This window comes from Vulcanisaeta sp. JCM 16161, from assembly GCF_001316285.1.
The window spans coordinates 199,221-215,389 of the sequence record NZ_BBDO01000003.1; the positions used below are offsets into that span (position 1 = coordinate 199,221).

Annotated in this window: 29 protein-coding genes; 20 read left to right on the top strand and 9 right to left on the bottom strand. The window is 51.6% G+C overall.

The annotated features are described in order from the left end of the window. Window positions 1-16 precede the first annotated feature (16 nt). The 3 genes from JCM16161_RS05105 to JCM16161_RS15615 form a co-directional block, all read right to left on the bottom strand. The gene (locus tag JCM16161_RS05105; RefSeq protein ID WP_243669463.1) at window positions 17-1,120 is read right to left on the bottom strand and encodes an ATP-binding protein; all 1,104 of its coding nucleotides are present in this window, start codon (window positions 1,118-1,120) and stop codon (window positions 17-19) included. A 315-nt stretch (window positions 1,121-1,435) separates the two neighbouring features. Beyond that, window positions 1,436-1,870 (bottom strand): hypothetical protein, encoded by a 435-nt coding sequence (locus tag JCM16161_RS15610; RefSeq protein ID WP_243669465.1) that lies wholly within the window; start codon window positions 1,868-1,870, stop codon window positions 1,436-1,438. A 26-nt stretch (window positions 1,871-1,896) separates the two neighbouring features. Beyond that, window positions 1,897-2,247, bottom strand: coding sequence for an EVE domain-containing protein (locus JCM16161_RS15615; protein WP_243669467.1), 351 nt, complete (start codon window positions 2,245-2,247; stop codon window positions 1,897-1,899). A gap of 193 nt (window positions 2,248-2,440) precedes the next feature. Here JCM16161_RS15615 and JCM16161_RS15620 point away from each other — a divergent pair, with 193 nt between their 5' ends. From JCM16161_RS15620 to JCM16161_RS05140, 10 genes are all read left to right on the top strand, one after another. After that, the gene (locus JCM16161_RS15620) at window positions 2,441-3,163 is read left to right on the top strand and encodes a cytochrome ubiquinol oxidase subunit I (RefSeq protein WP_243669469.1); all 723 of its coding nucleotides are present in this window, start codon (window positions 2,441-2,443) and stop codon (window positions 3,161-3,163) included. After that, on the top strand, window positions 3,142-3,423 hold the full coding sequence (locus JCM16161_RS15625; protein WP_243669471.1) for a cytochrome ubiquinol oxidase subunit I: 282 nt from the start codon (window positions 3,142-3,144) through the stop codon (window positions 3,421-3,423). Before JCM16161_RS15620 ends, JCM16161_RS15625 begins: the two co-directional genes overlap by 22 nt. Further along, the gene (locus JCM16161_RS15630) at window positions 3,338-3,760 is read left to right on the top strand and encodes a hypothetical protein (protein ID WP_243669473.1); all 423 of its coding nucleotides are present in this window, start codon (window positions 3,338-3,340) and stop codon (window positions 3,758-3,760) included. Before JCM16161_RS15625 ends, JCM16161_RS15630 begins: the two co-directional genes overlap by 86 nt. Window positions 3,761-3,792: 32 nt before the next feature. Then, the gene (locus JCM16161_RS15635; RefSeq protein ID WP_243669475.1) at window positions 3,793-4,095 is read left to right on the top strand and encodes a cytochrome ubiquinol oxidase subunit I; all 303 of its coding nucleotides are present in this window, start codon (window positions 3,793-3,795) and stop codon (window positions 4,093-4,095) included. Next, window positions 4,088-4,273: a hypothetical protein gene (locus JCM16161_RS15640; RefSeq protein WP_243669477.1), complete on the top strand. Its 186-nt coding sequence runs from the start codon at window positions 4,088-4,090 to the stop codon at window positions 4,271-4,273. Before JCM16161_RS15635 ends, JCM16161_RS15640 begins: the two co-directional genes overlap by 8 nt. Then, window positions 4,240-5,160, top strand: a complete 921-nt coding sequence (locus tag JCM16161_RS05120; protein ID WP_243669479.1) for a cytochrome ubiquinol oxidase subunit I — start codon at window positions 4,240-4,242, stop codon at window positions 5,158-5,160. Before JCM16161_RS15640 ends, JCM16161_RS05120 begins: the two co-directional genes overlap by 34 nt. A gap of 192 nt (window positions 5,161-5,352) precedes the next feature. Next, window positions 5,353-5,631 (top strand): hypothetical protein, encoded by a 279-nt coding sequence (locus tag JCM16161_RS05125; RefSeq protein WP_243669481.1) that lies wholly within the window; start codon window positions 5,353-5,355, stop codon window positions 5,629-5,631. A gap of 14 nt (window positions 5,632-5,645) precedes the next feature. Further along, the gene (locus tag JCM16161_RS05130; protein WP_054855190.1) at window positions 5,646-5,900 is read left to right on the top strand and encodes a hypothetical protein; all 255 of its coding nucleotides are present in this window, start codon (window positions 5,646-5,648) and stop codon (window positions 5,898-5,900) included. Between the two features lie 41 nt (window positions 5,901-5,941). Beyond that, window positions 5,942-6,403 carry a hypothetical protein gene (locus JCM16161_RS05135; protein ID WP_054855191.1) on the top strand — a complete coding sequence of 154 codons (462 nt, stop codon included), beginning with the start codon at window positions 5,942-5,944 and terminating at the stop codon, window positions 6,401-6,403. 44 nt (window positions 6,404-6,447) lie between these two features. Further along, complete coding sequence (locus tag JCM16161_RS05140; protein WP_054855192.1) at window positions 6,448-6,978, top strand: hypothetical protein; 531 nt, start codon at window positions 6,448-6,450, stop codon at window positions 6,976-6,978. A gap of 65 nt (window positions 6,979-7,043) precedes the next feature. On the opposite strand, the gene JCM16161_RS05145 is transcribed toward JCM16161_RS05140, so the two are convergent. Continuing rightward, complete coding sequence (locus JCM16161_RS05145) at window positions 7,044-7,784, bottom strand: hypothetical protein (protein WP_054855193.1); 741 nt, start codon at window positions 7,782-7,784, stop codon at window positions 7,044-7,046. 92 nt (window positions 7,785-7,876) lie between these two features. Here JCM16161_RS05145 and JCM16161_RS05150 point away from each other — a divergent pair, with 92 nt between their 5' ends. Next, window positions 7,877-8,122 (top strand): hypothetical protein, encoded by a 246-nt coding sequence (locus JCM16161_RS05150; RefSeq protein WP_054855194.1) that lies wholly within the window; start codon window positions 7,877-7,879, stop codon window positions 8,120-8,122. A 24-nt stretch (window positions 8,123-8,146) separates the two neighbouring features. Here the strand turns inward: JCM16161_RS05150 and JCM16161_RS05155 are convergent, their stop codons facing one another. Beyond that, entirely contained in the window at window positions 8,147-8,572 is a 426-nt protein-coding gene (locus tag JCM16161_RS05155; RefSeq protein ID WP_054855195.1) for a hypothetical protein, read from the bottom strand. A 31-nt stretch (window positions 8,573-8,603) separates the two neighbouring features. On the opposite strand from JCM16161_RS05155, the gene JCM16161_RS05160 reads away from it, so the two are divergent. The 4 genes from JCM16161_RS05160 to JCM16161_RS05175 all read left to right on the top strand — a co-directional run bounded on the left by JCM16161_RS05160 (window position 8,604) and on the right by JCM16161_RS05175 (window position 10,883). Beyond that, on the top strand, window positions 8,604-9,041 hold the full coding sequence (locus JCM16161_RS05160; protein ID WP_243669483.1) for a hypothetical protein: 438 nt from the start codon (window positions 8,604-8,606) through the stop codon (window positions 9,039-9,041). Between the two features lie 100 nt (window positions 9,042-9,141). After that, window positions 9,142-9,741 (top strand): hypothetical protein, encoded by a 600-nt coding sequence (locus JCM16161_RS05165; protein WP_054855197.1) that lies wholly within the window; start codon window positions 9,142-9,144, stop codon window positions 9,739-9,741. A gap of 39 nt (window positions 9,742-9,780) precedes the next feature. Further along, window positions 9,781-10,560, top strand: coding sequence for a ParA family protein (locus JCM16161_RS05170; RefSeq protein WP_054855198.1), 780 nt, complete (start codon window positions 9,781-9,783; stop codon window positions 10,558-10,560). Further along, window positions 10,545-10,883 (top strand): hypothetical protein, encoded by a 339-nt coding sequence (locus JCM16161_RS05175; RefSeq protein WP_054855199.1) that lies wholly within the window; start codon window positions 10,545-10,547, stop codon window positions 10,881-10,883. The genes JCM16161_RS05170 and JCM16161_RS05175 overlap by 16 nt, the downstream gene beginning before the upstream one ends. On the opposite strand, the gene JCM16161_RS05180 is transcribed toward JCM16161_RS05175, so the two are convergent. Then, window positions 10,827-12,359, bottom strand: coding sequence for a type II/IV secretion system ATPase subunit (locus JCM16161_RS05180; protein WP_054855200.1), 1,533 nt, complete (start codon window positions 12,357-12,359; stop codon window positions 10,827-10,829). The two genes, JCM16161_RS05175 and JCM16161_RS05180, sit on opposite strands and share 57 nt — an antisense overlap. Before the next feature lie 75 nt (window positions 12,360-12,434). On the opposite strand from JCM16161_RS05180, the gene JCM16161_RS05185 reads away from it, so the two are divergent. From JCM16161_RS05185 to JCM16161_RS15650, 3 genes are read left to right on the top strand one after another with little or no spacing between them, the layout of a single operon-like run. Continuing rightward, a complete protein-coding gene (locus JCM16161_RS05185; protein ID WP_054855201.1) occupies window positions 12,435-12,779 on the top strand; it encodes a hypothetical protein in 345 nt (114 codons plus the stop codon). Next, window positions 12,776-13,123, top strand: a complete 348-nt coding sequence (locus JCM16161_RS15645) for a ParA family protein (RefSeq protein WP_243669485.1) — start codon at window positions 12,776-12,778, stop codon at window positions 13,121-13,123. Before JCM16161_RS05185 ends, JCM16161_RS15645 begins: the two co-directional genes overlap by 4 nt. Continuing rightward, entirely contained in the window at window positions 13,108-13,410 is a 303-nt protein-coding gene (locus JCM16161_RS15650) for a hypothetical protein (RefSeq protein ID WP_243669487.1), read from the top strand. The genes JCM16161_RS15645 and JCM16161_RS15650 overlap by 16 nt, the downstream gene beginning before the upstream one ends. A gap of 4 nt (window positions 13,411-13,414) precedes the next feature. On the opposite strand, the gene JCM16161_RS05195 is transcribed toward JCM16161_RS15650, so the two are convergent. From JCM16161_RS05195 to JCM16161_RS05200, 3 genes are all read right to left on the bottom strand, one after another. Continuing rightward, a complete protein-coding gene (locus tag JCM16161_RS05195; RefSeq protein ID WP_054855202.1) occupies window positions 13,415-13,627 on the bottom strand; it encodes a hypothetical protein in 213 nt (70 codons plus the stop codon). Continuing rightward, window positions 13,606-13,773 (bottom strand): hypothetical protein, encoded by a 168-nt coding sequence (locus JCM16161_RS15655; RefSeq protein ID WP_243669489.1) that lies wholly within the window; start codon window positions 13,771-13,773, stop codon window positions 13,606-13,608. Before JCM16161_RS15655 ends, JCM16161_RS05195 begins: the two co-directional genes overlap by 22 nt. Before the next feature lie 73 nt (window positions 13,774-13,846). Beyond that, window positions 13,847-14,635 carry a hypothetical protein gene (locus tag JCM16161_RS05200; RefSeq protein ID WP_054855203.1) on the bottom strand — a complete coding sequence of 263 codons (789 nt, stop codon included), beginning with the start codon at window positions 14,633-14,635 and terminating at the stop codon, window positions 13,847-13,849. A gap of 108 nt (window positions 14,636-14,743) precedes the next feature. On the opposite strand from JCM16161_RS05200, the gene JCM16161_RS15660 reads away from it, so the two are divergent. Both JCM16161_RS15660 and JCM16161_RS15665 read left to right on the top strand, forming a co-directional pair. Continuing rightward, a complete protein-coding gene (locus JCM16161_RS15660) occupies window positions 14,744-15,718 on the top strand; it encodes a DEAD/DEAH box helicase (RefSeq protein ID WP_243669491.1) in 975 nt (324 codons plus the stop codon). Further along, complete coding sequence (locus JCM16161_RS15665) at window positions 15,658-15,888, top strand: hypothetical protein (RefSeq protein WP_243669493.1); 231 nt, start codon at window positions 15,658-15,660, stop codon at window positions 15,886-15,888. The genes JCM16161_RS15660 and JCM16161_RS15665 overlap by 61 nt, the downstream gene beginning before the upstream one ends. Window positions 15,889-16,169 lie beyond the last annotated feature (281 nt).

Genomic DNA, 16,169 nt, shown 5'->3' on the forward strand with positions numbered 1-16,169 from the left:
AAACCTTCCTCATGCCTTACCACCAGCGTAAACTACCCAGGACCCCCTCAGAGGCCCTTAGCATACCAACCCTGCCAGACTCGTCTTTGGGTAATAAATACTCATCATTAACCCTCTCAATAAAGCCGTAGTCGACCAACCTACTCAATATCTCATATACCCTGGACCTAGGTATCTCCTCGTTAATCAACGTACCCGCAACCTCGACAACCTCACCCAGGCGCGCCCTACCGCCCAGCCTGCCCAAAGCTAGGGTTATGGCAGCGTACCTGTACGCAGACTGCGTCGTCAGTAGGAAGTTCCTAAACTCCTCCCTAACCTCCTCTATGGCCTGGGCTACTATGTTTTCAATGTTAGGCTTAACGCCATGCCTTAGGTAATTCACGTACTCGGCACCAAACAGCGTTAACCAACCAACAACCCTATCTAGCCTATTCACGGCATTGTTTATCACGTCATCACCAACCTCTAGGCCCTCCTCCCTAAACCCCATCCTCAGGAACTCCCTGCTCTCGTCCTCACTAAATCTGCCCAGGTAGATCCTCCTCATATACCTGCCGAAGAACGGCTTTCCATACTCAAGACCCCTCAATAACCCCTCCATAATCCCCACCATACTACCCGTCATTACAATCACGGTATTTGTACAGTAATCATAAACATCCTGAAGTAAGGATGGGAAGTCAATACCCATGACCCTACCCAACTCCTGCGCCTCATCAAGTACAACAACTAGCCTCCTCCTATTATCCCTGGCGAAGCCATCCAACTCCCTGAGAAGCCCACCGACATCCTCAGCCCTAAACCTCCTAAGCCTAACCCTAAGCTTAAACGAGCTGAAGTTCACCACGGAATCCTCATCAACACCAAGCACATTAGCCACAAACCTAACAACCCTACCCACCAACGTACCAGCTCTAACCAACCTAGCAACCTCCTCAGGGAGTAAGGCCACGAAGGAATCCCTCGAATACCGAACCCTACCCGACTCACGAAGTCTCACCAAATTCAACCTAAGAGCCAAAACACCCAACTCATTAATAGCAACATTAACAAGACTAGTCTTACCAACCCTCCTAGGACCAAGAACAACACCCCCACTCACCCCTAACAACGGCATCCTCAAGTAACGAAAGCTCCCTATCCCTATCAAACAAATCCTCCCTCCTCTCCTTAGGCCTAGTACTAAACAGCATGTTACGCCGGCGTAACAATTACGCGGGCGTAATAAAAACCTAACTTCAAATCAATGCCCAGAATAAGTTTCTATGTTTTATGTGGTTTTCATGCCGTGGCAAAATTTTGCCATGGCTCGGTTAGTGGGAATTTATTTGTTTATTCTTGTCTTAACTTTGTTAGTTCTTTGAGGGTTTCTTTGTGTTTCTTTAGGTCTTCGTGTAGTTGGTTTATTTCCTGTTTTGCTATTATCCTTATCTTATTCTTTAGTTCGTGGAATGATCTTGAGCGCCTTTTGTATTTGTTTTTCTTCCTCTTTATTATTCGTTATGATGTATAGTTTTATTCCTCTCCATTTATCTCTTACGTGTTTTAGTTTGGCCAGGGTTTGTTCTGTGTTTTTGTTCGTTTCGAAGGCTGCCAGTGGTGCTAATCCTTCGTTGTATTCCTCCTGGCTTCCCCACCATACCTGAGTTATTTTGTAGGCCCCTGTGTCGTAATTGCTCACTGGATAATAGTTTAGGATCTCCGCTATTTCCGTGAGTTCCCTCACCACTTCCTCGTCTATTATGGTTTCCTCCCTCGCCCTGTCTGTCTCCGTTATTTTTGTTTCCTCCATTACTTCCGTTATTGGTCTTGGTGTTGTTTGCCTTCTTAGTTCGTTGATTATTAACTGCGCGTCTGCTATCGGCATTGGTGTTGCCTTTGGGTTTGTTGGGTCTACACTGTGTAGTGCTCGGTAATGCCCCTCCTACCCCTAATGAACGATAACTTACTGGCTATGCTGCCAAGCTCAACCCTACCCAGGGCTATCGGCTTTACCTCAACCACGTGTGACCAATCATTCAACTTCTTACCAGCCTTAACCCAATCACCAACAACCTCGAAAACCCCCACGAAGGACTTACAGTAGGACTTACAACCGAAGCCACTCACGAAGAGCACAAGGCGTGTGCCGGGCCTTACCCTAGTCATTAACAGGCCGCACTCTGGGTCACGGCAACCAAATAGGCCCGTCTCCACAATACCCATGAAGACCCTCTCCCTCACAATGGCAAGCCAGTAATTCACGGGTGATAAATAGCCTAGGTAGAGAAAAACTTTTGCTGGGGTTGCGGTGCGTCATAATTCAAATGAGTGCAATTGAATAGTAAATAAACCCATGCCTCAACGCCAGTGAATTTAACTGGAAACCGCTAATTACAATGACCAAGTAATACTTAAACATTTTTAAGTAAGGAGTTTGGGTAATACCTCGATCTAAATGGGTGATTCAGCCCTAGGCGTACTTAATGAGCTCTACGTGCACAGCGCCAATGTTAATAATGCGATGGTCATGACCATAATCGGTATATACCTACACGCGGTCTTCGTATCATTCACCCTGGGCTTCCCGCTGGCCATACTCGCCTGGCTCATTAAGTGGTACAGGACTGGCGATGCATTATTCCTCAATTACTCCAAGACCCTGACCATGGTTTGGGCCGTGAACTTCGCCCTCGGCGCCGTCACGGGCACAATAGTGGAGTTCGGGCTACTGGACATCTGGCCAACGAGCATACTACTCTACTCCTCCTCGGCCTTCATACCACTCCTCTATGAAGCAACAATAGCCTTCATAGGCGAGGCAGTACTTGTGGTCCTCTTCATAGTCGCCATAGGCAGGTGGAGGGCTAGGTACACACTGGGCATACTAATCGCGGCCTGGCTCCTCGGCTCACTCTCAGGCTACTTCATACTAACGGCTAATGCCTGGATGAACGTCCCCTGGGGCATGGGTGGGATACCACACGCGTTATACCCGTTCCTACCGAGTTATGGCCCTGACGATGCAAACCTAACCGCAACACTAAACCTAGCCGCACTACTCCTGCACTACACAATCGATGGCTCCGGCTCGGTAGCCTTATCGAGCACAGACTTCACGTCGCTGGTCGGCACCTACTTCACAAACCCATGCTACCCATGGTTAACCCAGACGCCATAGTGACCACGTTTCACACATTATTCGCGGCATACGCAATAGGCGTGGGCGCCGTGGCCCTAGCCCTCTCAATAAGGTTCTTCAGGACCCACGACGATAAATACATCAAGTTACTAAAGCCCCTCCTCTGGGTACTCACCGTGGTACTCCTCATAGAGCATAGTCCTCGGGCATTTCATGGGCGATGTCGTGGTGGCGTACCAACCACTCAAGTTCACGTCACTGACCACACTGACAGGAGGCCCAGGGGTCTATGGGTATGAGTACTACGACCCCGTGGAGGCGCTATTTGCATATGGCAACCCATACCACCCACTCTACGGGTTCCAATACTACCTAAGCCAATGCAGGGCACTGGGCAACATCACCTTCGGTCAACTCTACGGCGAGCTAGACCCAGGGATGCTCAAATACCTCGGCCCACTGGCCAACGTGACGCTGGCCCAGAACTGCGAGGCCGCGGTGCTCTCCCTGGAGCCGCTGGCGCCACTGGTGAGTGCGTTTTACTACACAATGATTGGCGCTGGAATACTACTCGCCATAGCCGCAGTACTTGCCCTATTCACATACCTCGTGAGGGTGCCAGCCTATCGGCGGTAACGGACTTCATAAACAATGAAATACTGGGCGTATTGATAGGCAGTGACAACGTAATGCCCTTCCTAGCCTCAGCAATGGCTGTCCTATCGGCTATAGCCGCCACGGCCGGGTGGGCAGCGAGGGAGATTGGTAGGCAGCCGTGGACCGTGTATGGGTTGATAACCACGAATGAGGTCGTCACGGGAGACGTGATAACCCCGGGCTTCGTGGCCTTCGTAGTCGCCATACTGCTTGTAATAGCCGTTGTTGGGGCCCTGGCCATGTACTACGTGGCCACAAGACCAAGCCTCCTTGATAGGGTTAGGGAGTTAACTGGGGTGGTTGGTCATGAGTAATTACCTAGCCCTACTATCCTTTGCGGTGCTTGGCTTCGCCCTCGAGATGCACCTGGTCTTCGTTAACGTGATCATCGGGGCTACGGTGCTCACGGTAATAACCAGGTACCTAGCCTACCTACGCAGGGACCGGGCCTTGAGTACGTGGCCAGGGACATGTTTAGGCTCATGGTCGTGACCGAGCTCTTCGGTGGTGTCTGGGGCACGATACTGACGGTGTTCATGGCGGGCCTCTTCCCATCAATGACCGCGATATTCACGAGGGTTTACTTCTACCCAATAGCCATAGCCCTCGTAGGCATACTACTGAGCATACCGCTCATAGCCATATACTGGCATCTATGGGGTAGGATTGACCCGAGGACGCACAGCCTGATTGGCGTGCCACTAGCCATATCCGTACTCCTCGTACCAGTGGGCTTCAGGTACCTCTTCGCGGGCCTTGATTACCCGCAGTACGTCACGGGGGACCTCAACCCACTCACAGTCTTCTCAAACCCTGTATACCCACCGCTCATTGCCCACACGCTAATCGGCGCCATGGACATAGGCGCCTTCGTAACAGCCTCGGTACTGGCGACTAGGAGGAACCTAGACATTAGGAGTGTGAGGATCGCCCTCGGCACCGGGCTAGTACTACTAGTGCCACAAGCCATTGCCGGGGCCTACTACTTCACAGTCCTCGAGAGGTACGACCCATACATAGCCAGCAACATTGCAGGGCCATTACTCGGTTATGACCCTAGCACGGCCATGTTCTACCCAGCCTTCTACGCCGCGATAGCCCTCACCATAGCCCTGGGCGCCGCAGCCCTATACGCCTTTTACGCGGTAATGCAGGGTAGGGTCGCTAGACCCGTGGTAATCAGCACGGGCCTCCTCGCGGAGGCCGTACTCGTGCTCATGGAGTACGTTAATGACGGGTCCAGGTACCCATACCTATTCATAAGCGGTGGTTCCGGCATACCAATAACGCAATTACTAAACACACTCATACCACTACCCCTAATTGCCATGTACACAATGCTCCTATCAACATTCATATTCACGCAATCTTCACGGTAACCCTATACTACGCCATAATAAGGAGACTCCTACCAGAGGAGTGAGTTAAACACACTATCAAGCACCTCTCAAAACGGTCTTTAACACTTCAATATGCAGGTTCGCAACTTTTATATAATGTATATACTGCCTCAGTTCAATGCCCGATAGAAGGGACTTCCTCAGACTTCTTGGGGCCCTCGGCTCGGTGCATTGGGTGGCGTAGTGGTTGATTCCCTAACCACTAGGTTTATTATGAGGCCTACCGAAACTTCACAACAAATTGCGCAGCCCCAATACTCGGTGATTGTCCAAACACCCCAGGGCCCTAATGGGCCTAGGCCAATGGTCGTTTCGGCTGATGGCGAGGTTATTGTTGATGAGAATGGCAGAATAATAAGCGACCTAGGGGTATACCCTACTGAGGGTGTTAATGAGTTGGGTGGTTATACCCAGACTGCGGGTATACAGGAGGCAATAGCTACCTTCTAAACACTGGCGGTGGTGTGGCCTTCATTAGGAGGGGCGACTATTACCCCAGCAGGATTATACACGTTGGGGTCATTGATAGGCAGGTCCAGGTCATTCTTCAGGGCGAGGGATTGGCCACTAGGATTCATCTCTATAACAATACCGGGCATGGCATGGATTGGGCCTTCACAGTGGGTACTCCAGGTAATTCACCAACGGCCGACCAAGCACCACCCCCAGTCTTTAGGGATTTCGCATTCGTCAACGATATAAACACAGGCCGCCCGTAGGCCCACTCGTCACCGGCGGGTATTATAGTGGAGGTGGGGCTGTGGGTAACGGCGTGGTTTTGGAGGACATCACGGTCGTCGACCCACCAAGCCTAGCCAATAGCCCAGGTACTCCCCCATCACCGATAGGTTGGATTTGGTTCAATAACTCCTACGGCATTAGGGTTAGGGGGTTCACATACCTTGGAGCCAATCCAAATAGTAAGGGCTCGACAATAATCGTTAGTGATGGAGTGACCTTTACCGAGATCGATGAGTCACTCTTCATAAGCACGGCCAGGGCCGGCATCGCAATAGCCTCCGGTACAGGTATTGTACAGGTGACTAATACGCAAATACTTGGGTTTAACGTTGGTGTTAACTATGGTAATACTGACGGTAGGAGTAAGTTGATGATGACCAACGTGGTTATAGGCACCGATAGAGGTGGTGTGGAAGGTTACGGCGCCCAACTCTTCGTGGACGTACCAATATACGTAGATTACGGCTTCACGGACGCCTAATATGTTGCAGTAGGTTAGGTGGCGTTATCAAACTCCGGGACTCAGTGGGCAGGATTACTATAAGCAACTCTGAAGTCCACTCACTAACCATAGAGGCCATTACTGAGAATAGGCCCCAGAGCGACCTACTCCTAACCATCGAGGGCAGTAGGGTGGTAGGCTTTGGCGGTGGCCCCCTCATAAACATACCGCAGGGATATACAGCGAATTCAATAATTAGGGTCAGGCTCATTAATAATGAGTTGAGTAAGCAGGCCCAGGGGAGTGGGTGGTCGTTAATAGCCGTGCCGAGTGGCGTAATCCTCGAGATTAGGAATAATTACATAAGGACACTTCCAGGCTTCAACACAATCATTGGGCTAAGCCAGGACTTAACGAGTGGGTTCTATGAATTCTCAGAAAACACGGTAGAGCCCATGACCCAACCAACATACCTACTCAGTGGCGGTGTTGCAATAAGCGCACCATTCATAATAAGCGGAAACAAATTCTTGGCACAGGCACGGCTATTTAAGGTCGCACCCACGTCACAGGCAGGTCTATCACTCGCGGGTAATATTAACCTAACCACGTAAATTACCCACCACGAACTAGCTACGCGCATAACCAAGCCCCTTAATATTGATGACAAATAGAAAAATCAAAGCCCAGGATTAGTCCTCTCCCTCATACCCTCAATAAGCCAAATACCCCTCCTCCCAGCCTCCTCGACCGCGCCCAGCATTGCCCTTAGGCAGTAGATGACCTTAATCACCCTGCCCGGGAACTTATCCGGGAACAGCCTTAAGGCCTCGCCAACCCCCTCATCAAACCTTGCAATCAACCTAGGACCAGCCCTAGTCTTGGCCTCGCCGACCACGGTCAACTGCCCATTAGTCCCATAAACATCAAACTCAAACCTCGAGTCAAGCACAACCCTGTCAGTCCTAATATCAACACCCCTCCCCCTAAGCATATGTGTAACAACATCATTAGCCTCCTCCTCAATAGAAGCCGTCAAATTATCCAAAGTCCTCCTAATGGCACCAACATCCCTCCTAAGCAACCTAACCTCCCACCACAACCTCTCAATATTCTCATCAATCCTCCTAACCTCCTGCCACAGCTTATTATTCTCCTGCCATAATTTCTCGATGTTTTCGTTTATTCTCTTATTCTCCTGCCACAACCTGTTTTGATCTTCCCTCAAAGCCCTAACTTCTTGCCAAAGCCCCTCCTGACCCTCCACAAGCCTCTGAACAGTCCTCGCCAACTCACCAACAGCACTAATCAATTGCTTAATCGAAGACTGAACATCAGAAATACCCAAAAGCCCCATTACGGCTAGCCTAAACTCCTCATCCTCCCTCAACAAACGCAAAAACTCATCACGAAAAGACATCCAAATAATGAACCCACAACCAAAAATAAAAACCCACCGCCACAGGCTGGAGGACAACCACATAATCGGGGAACTAGGGTTCAGGGAAATTCATGGACTACGTAGCATTCATAAACGAACCAGCCCAAATAACCGAGGCAGAGGAACACCCCGAGCATGGCCATGACCTGGAAACACCTACACCGAGACTCACAGCACATGATGAAGACGGAATAACACAACCCAACATTGAAATTACCAAGGAAGTAAGCGAACCAATAGGTAAGTGGCAAAGGCAAGGCACAAAAACAGCCATAACCACAGTAAACAAAGCCGGGGAACAATCACAATTAATTTAAGGGGAAGAAAAGCAACACAACTGACTAAGAGGCAGTGAGAGTAAGCGACTCAACCAGGGAACCACCAGCACCACTCAACGAAACAACAACGGTATAAGAAACGCCAGGCTCAACACCACTACACTGACCAACGAGCCCATAACTACCCCCCGCGACCACGGTAGCGCCAACGCCACTCCACGAACAACTAAGTGTCGAGCCATTAGGCCCATAAACCTTAACACCACTAACGGTTAACTGGGTCGTACCTGCATTATATATGTTTATTGTGACGACTCCTGTAGACGCTGATATACTGCCGGAAACCTCAACCTCTGGGGTATTAATGGCGTGTTGACCCATGGCCTTCGCCCCATGGTAAAAGATCATTATTAACGCCACACCAACGACTATGAGAACAGCCGCTATTATTACTGAGACCAACGGTGATAACTCACCCCTACTACGCATAATTAATCCATGGGGGTACTCCTTTTAAGTATTGCCGCGCAATACACCTATGGGCCTAGGCCCAGTAAGGCCCTGGTTCAGGGCTAGGCTCGAGGAGGCGTTGCTCATGACGCTCGCAACACCACTATTCCTGGCACAACCCGCCGGCAAGGTCCTGGACACCCTCATTGACGAGGCGCAAAGGCTGGGCCTAAACCGTGCATTAATCAGGCGATTGCTCATGGCCAGAGCCGTTGTGTCCATGAACGAACCAATAACCAAGTACGTGGGTGGCCTTGGGGGTATGCTCGAGGCTATGGTCAACGCCGAGAGGCTGGGCATTGAGCCGGGCACTGCCGTGCTTTACATACTTAGGGAGCTCGATGATTACCTGGGCAGGTTGAGGAGTGATCATAGGGACTTGGTAACACTTCTTGACACACTCACGGTTATTACGCTGGCCATAATGCCCATGACGATAGTCTCGTGAGCAGGGCCTTAAGCATGGACCCGACGATGTACCTAGTGATTACCTACGCCTCGGCAGCGCCAATAACGGCATTACTGGTTGGAACCTGGACCCGGGCCTGGTGGGTATCGATAATGAATTAACCAGGTACATGGGGATCGCGCTGGTACTTGCCGTGCCCATTTACGTGGTTACCAGGTCAATTGCGCTGACGTGGTTGGCCTTCTCCATAGCCTTCCTGGGCATGAGCCTTAATTGGTACATTGGGAGGGTTAGGGCTGTAAATGACGTGAGGCACACGGCAATTAACAGGGTTATGAGGGCTGCGATAACGCCTAGGCTTGATCAGGCAGGGTCCAGGAATTGGTTTGAGGGCTTTATCAATGAGTATGCGAGGGTGGTGGCTACCACGGGCATGGGGAGGCCTGAGGTGATTAACGTGGCGGTTACATCGCTAACCCACGTTATTAATGCCGTGACGGAGTCCAGGAGGGTTGGGTATGCCTCGGTCATCGTTTCCGTGTCCCTGATGGAGATTATACTCGTAATAACCAGGTTAATAGCAACCCAGGTGGCTGGGGGTGCATTAATGCTGCAGTTAATGCTCCCAACGGTAATACTCGGTGGTTTCATGAGTGGTTATGTACTTGATTCAATAATCACGGGCGTGTACGCCACAGTGCCGTTAGTGATTACGTACATAGCCCTGACCATGGCCTAGCGGGTAAAGCCTTAATAATGCAATACGGAGTTACAAACTATGTTAACTGTGTTGTTCCTAAGCCAGAAGGGTGGTGTTGGCAAGACGTTGATAGTCACGAGCCTAGCCACGGCACTGGCAATGAGGGGTTACAGGACCTGGCTTATTGACCTAGACCCAAACGCAACCGCATCCAAGGTACTAGGCGTGAGTAACCCTGGCAATGTAAGTGGTGCCCTGACGTACATGATGGGGACTACGAGGACGGTCAAGGTCTCAACGGCTTATATCGAGGACGGCGTCGTGGGAAACATAAGAGTCATACCGCCAGGCACCACACCGGTCGCTAATCCATACAATGCATTACCAAGTACGCCGGTCCTTAACTCCAGGATATCATCACTAATCAGGGGGATAGGTAATTACAGGGTCAAGCCAAACTTCATATTAATAGACACGCCAGCCCTATCGCCAACCCTAAACCCAGGACTCACAACCGCGTTGGTGAGCAATGCAGACGTAATAACCCTGGTGGCCACCGACGAGCCCGGCGGCATGGGTTGGCTAGGTAACATGCTTGAATATGCGGCAACAATAAGCCCGGGAAAGGAGGGCGTGGTTGTATTGAATAAGTTATCAAGCATAAGGGGTAACCTAGACATTGGTGTTAAGAATGTGGTGAAGATACTCAGGAACTCGGCCATTGAGGCTGCATGGCGGTTAGGCTCAATACCCTACCTGGTCAAGGACCCGGGGCTTGGCCAATTCAGGAAGGCGATTGATGAGTTTGCAGCATTACTGGAGAGGTTGAATGCTGAGAGGGTTTGGGTGAGTCCATGAGGCTTCTGCGTAGGAGGGTCGTTAATGAGGATGAGGATGAGGAGATAACGAGGCTCATGAGAAGGATTAGCAATAGACCGAGGCTTAGGGTTGAGGGCGCTAAACCGAGTAGGGATGCGGTGGAGGTGTACGTGAGTAATGGATTGAAGGCCTTGGAACAGGCACTGAGGGGCTTGGGCGCGGATGAGGGTGAGGTTAGGAGGGCGCTTAGGATTGGTAGGGAGGCCCTAGTTAGTAACTACCCGAACCAGGTTGATGTTGTTGAGTTAGCGAGGCAGTTGCTGGCTAGGGTTAGGACTCCTCAAGGACAACGTCACTCCTGACCTCCCTGGGCATAACCAACTCCCTAGCCTGTGGAAGAGTGCCACGAGCCTAACCCACTCGGCCTCATCAATGTCAAAGCTGGAGTAATGCCTAAGGAAAGCCTCCCTATCACTGACCTCCCTAATCACGTAGTCCTCACCAACACGCCCACCCAGGAATTTAACCAGGACATCCTCATGCAAGCCCCCATCCCAAGCGGTCACGGGCCTGCCCCCATCCACAACCCACGCACCAACAACCCTCCTAACAACCTTACTACCAGCCTCAAACCTGCCCATGAGCACGACCAACAACCTAATCAAATCAACGGGCACGCCATACTCCCTAAGCCTAACAATGGCCTCCTCAACGCCACCAGCGTGCATCGTGGTGGCCCCACCAACCTGCCCGCTCATAATTGCATGCAACCAGGCCCTGGTATCCTCGGGCCCTAACCTCATTAATAAATATGTAATCGGCGCCAACCCTAAGTGCATGGACAAGCCTCTGAAAAAGCGGTATGGGCTTGACGCCGGCTCCATGACCCTCACGACTAAGCAGCGGAATGACGCTGCCCGCATAATCACTAACCAGTTCCTGGGGGAGTAGGACCTCGTCGATGTCCTCGACTTGGCAATCACGGTGCTTGGGGGCAGGGCTGACATGAGGGCCGCAGACATGCTGGTCTTCCCGGAGCCCGCGGGCCCAATCACGAGTATTGGAACACCAACCTCAAGCGCCAGCCAGAGGTAGGCCGCGAGCCTGGCGTCAATTGAGCCAAGCCTAACCATGTCAATCAACTTCCAAGCCCTGGTGGGGAAAACCCTAATACTGACCCTGGTCCTATCCGTAACATCGAAGGAGTCAACACTCACCCTAAGCATTGGCCTATGACCCCTATCATAAGCCTCAACCGATGGGTTATAATACGTTGGGTAAACCCCAACCCTATCACCAATAACACTAACGAGCAGCTCAACCTCGCGGGTACTCGGCACCACATTCGACTGACAATCACCAAGACTGCTCAACTTAAAATGAACCCGGGCACCAGGCGCCACGTAGATGTCCGTAAGGCCGACCTCATCGCTCACGACCATGACAGGCTCCAGAACGCCGTAATTATACAAGCCTCTAAACAATAGTGAGGCCCATTTATTAGCATCATCACTAGACACATTAACACCAACACCCCTCAGGTAATTAACGGCCTCAACCCTGAGGGCATTGATCACGGAATCCTCAAAATCCAAACCCCTCGAAATGCCCCTAATCACGGCATCCCTAACCCTAGGCATGTGCTTAACCGTAAAGTCCTCAAGGCTGAAGGAGTCAATGCCGGGAAGCGTCGAGTCACCAACATCGACGAAACAGCCTGTGCCCCATACCGTGCTGTAGATTGTTACCGTGCTGGGGAAACCACGGAACAAAACCCTACGACTAAAGACGACCTCGCCATCGACAGCGCCAGCCGAACGACTATAGAACAAACCCATACAATACTCCTCAACAAACCCCTTAATAAGTTGTGAGGGGTAAAACTAATTAATGAGGGTCTCGACTAAAGAATCATGTTCGGGCTAGGTAGGAAGAGGAGGTTGACGGGTAATGAGGAGATTGAGGAGGAACTCGTGATAGACGATGAGGGCAAGGACGAATTCGGGCTAACCCAAACCCCCACCGTAAACCCGCAATCGACGACCCGCCAACAAGACCTAACAGACCTTAGAAGCTACATAGATGAATTGAGTAGGAGAATTGAGGAGGTAATGAGCATCAAGAATGACTTGGAAAAACTCACGCAGATGAAGCCCACGATAGAGAACTACATAAGTACGCTGAACGAAATAGTGAAAACACTGGGCGAGATCGAGAACCTACTGAATAAGCTTGAGGAGTTAAGGAGGAGGCTATGACGATAATAACCGTAACGAGTGGTAACGTGGGCGGTGTGGGGAAGACAACAATAACGCTAGCCCTAATGATGAGCACGAAGAACGTGGCATACATAGACCTAAGCCCAGATAACCGCTCCCTATCCCTACTCCTAGGCTTAAACCCAAGGACGGACATAATAGACAGCATACGCGGCGGTAAGTACATGATGTACGTGAGGGATGGGAACGCGATCATACCAATAAGGCATAGGGAATACCTAGAGCTTAGGCAGTTGGGCGAGATAGCACCGGCTGAGGTGCAAAGGATGCTTAGGGCCTGGAGAAGGCCCTGGCTAGTAGGTATGGTGTGGAGAACCTCGTAATAGACACGATGAGCACGGTGAACCTAGGACTAACAATGGGTGCGATAGAGACCGCGGACAAACTACTGATACCACTGACCAGGGAGAGGGAGGAATTAATAAGGAGGACGGTGCCGAGGGTGGGCACGAAGCACATGATCTACGCAATGAACATGGCCAGGGAAAACCTGAGGATAGACGGCATGGCCGCGGTAATACCATACGTGGAAGGGGCAAATAATCAACTCGAGGTTGCGGAAAGAATTAGGAATTACATCAAGAATTTGATGAGGGTCGTCCTCGAGTAATGGGCTAGACGAGTGATGATAAGTGGTTCATAACCATGGACATGAAGCTCTTAAGCGCCGTAGCCACCGCCGTTAAACCAACCGAGTTAAGCACGGCAGGTAGTATACCCATTAGCAGGACGAAGACCACGCCCATCGCGGCCAAGGCACCAATAATACGCCTAATACTGGACCACTCAATAAGTGAGTAACCAATCAGTGACTGAACGAGGGCCAAAAAGCCAATGAGCCTAAGCCAGCTATTGTTATTAGTATTAATACGGCTGCGATGAAGGCCATGAAATCAACAGTACTACTCACGACGCCCTGAATGGCAGACTCGGCAGCGGCATATGGATTGGTGGAGCTGAGTATCACCGCCATGGTGGCAATTAATGGCTAGGCCTAATTAGGGTTGTGGGGCGTGGAGTTCACGTCGCACCAGGCCTGGCGCAACTCAGTGCTTGATGGCCCTAAACAACCTCGTTATGGCGCTGTCCTCGAGGCCGAGCTTAAATAGGTATGTTGGGCCCAGCATTTGGCGGGCCATGGACACCAGGTCCTCGATTGGTCGGGTGAACGGCATTAGGGCGTAGTACCACTTCTGCGAAACCTCAACGCCGATTATGGCGTACGGGTCCCAACGGGCAACGAGCTTAGCCCTAACGCCATTAACCGTGAATTGCCTACCAACCCTCTCAAACCTAGCCTCGCCAGGGAAGCCAAGCTCATTAACCAACTCGCCGAATGTCTTGAAGTTCGTGGGCTCCCCAATCACGAAGAATGGGGACTCAGGCGTGACCTTAAGGTAGTGCCTACAGCCCTCGGTGGGCATCCTATTACAGACCCTCACAACCCTACCACCGGGGAACGCCTCAACAACCCTATCCGCAGAGACCACGGAGTCGGGTTCGTAGGAGCTAACGACAACGAGGACGTCAGCCCTACCCAATAATTCAACGAACTCAGGCTGGGCGAGGCTCATTGGGGGCAAATCAACAATGGCAATGCCATTATAGCCCTGCGGAGGCAGTCCCTGCCTAACCCTAACAAGCCTAGACAACCTATTAACACCATCAACGAAATCACTAAGGTAATAATAAACCCCCGTACAAACACCAAGGCCGCAGGAGTAATCAAACAACTCATGGCCAAAACCCCTAAGCGAAAGAATAGCCGATAAGCCAAGAGCCACAGTCGACTTCCCAGTACCACCCTTACCACCGCTTGTGACTACTATCAGCATTCCGATTATGTTCGTCTCAATGCAGTATTTATATTACTTTTGCCAAACTCGAGCGCCGGAATACTGTGGGCACGTCTCATTAAGCCTGGGCAAAGCTTCACGTGTGGGGTGGGTAGACAGACTCATAAAGCCGGGGAGGCGCTACTCCCTGACGGCTTAATGAGTGATTTCTGGGGGAGGTACCTGCACCCGAGGCTTGTGGGTGTGATTAGGGAGTTTGGGTATCTGGAGCCTACGCCGGTTCAGGAGAGGGCGATACCCAGGGTGCTCGGTGGCGTTAATGTCCTAATCACCGCGCCCACGGGCAGTGGTAAGACCGAGGCCGCCATGTTCCCAATAATGAGCAAGATACTGAGCGATAACTTAACTAGCGGCGTTGCGGCGATTTACATAACGCCTGCGAGGGCCCTCAATAGGGACGTGAACATTAGGCTTAGGGAGATAGCCAATAGGTTGGGTATAACCACGGCGGTTAGGCATGGCGACACGCCCGAGAGTGAGCGTAGGAGGCAGGTTAGGGAGCCGCCCGTGATACTCATAACGACGCCTGAGACCCTCCAGGTCATCCTGGCTATGAGGAGTATGAGGAGGGCGCTTAGGAGTGTTAGGTGGGTTGTTGTTGATGAGTTGCATGAGTTGATGAATGATGAGAGGGGTGCCCAACTGTCCATAGCCCTGGAGAGGCTGGTCAACATAGCCGGTGAGTACCAGAGGATTGGGCTTTCGGCGACCATAGGCAATACCGAGTTGGCGAGCCAATTCCTAGCCGGCGTGGGTAGGCCTGTGGAGGTGGTGAGTGTGGACGTGAGTAGGGAGATGGAGGTAAGCGTTGAGTATCCCGAGGCGTCTGAGGAGGACGTGGACTTGGCTGAGGAGTTGAACACAACGCCCGAAACCGCCGCGAGGCTTAGGAGGATCGTCGAGATAATCAGTGCTCATAGGGCAACCCTAGTCTTCACGAACACGAGGGATGAGGCGGAGCTGCTGGGGCATAGGCTCGGTAGGGTGCTCGGTGATGACGCGTGGGTGTCTACCACGGCTCACTGGACAGGGAGGAGAGGGAGGGCCTTGAGGAGGGCCTGAGGAGTGGTGGGGTTAGGGCTGTGGTCACCACGTCAAGCCTTGAGCTGGGCATTGACATTGGGCATGTGGACGCCGTGATTCAGTACTCAAGCCCGAGGCAGGTCACAAAGTTAATCCAGAGGGTTGGCAGGAGTGGGCATAGGCTTGGTGGGAGGCTGTTGGTTACGTAATCACGAGGGACGTGGATGACTACCTCGAATCCCTAGTAATCGCCAGGAGGGCCCTAAACAACGAGTTGGAGAGGGGGGTTGAGTATCACGAGAAGGCGCTTGACGTGCTTCACCACCAGGTCGCGGGCATGGTGATTGAGGCTAGGATTGAGGGCGGGGCATTAACCATAAACGATGTCCTAAACACAGTGAGGAGGGCGCACCCATTCAGGGGGTTAACGCTTGAGGAGTTGATGGACGTCCTGAGGTTCATGGAGAGTAACAGGTTCATCAGGGTTAAT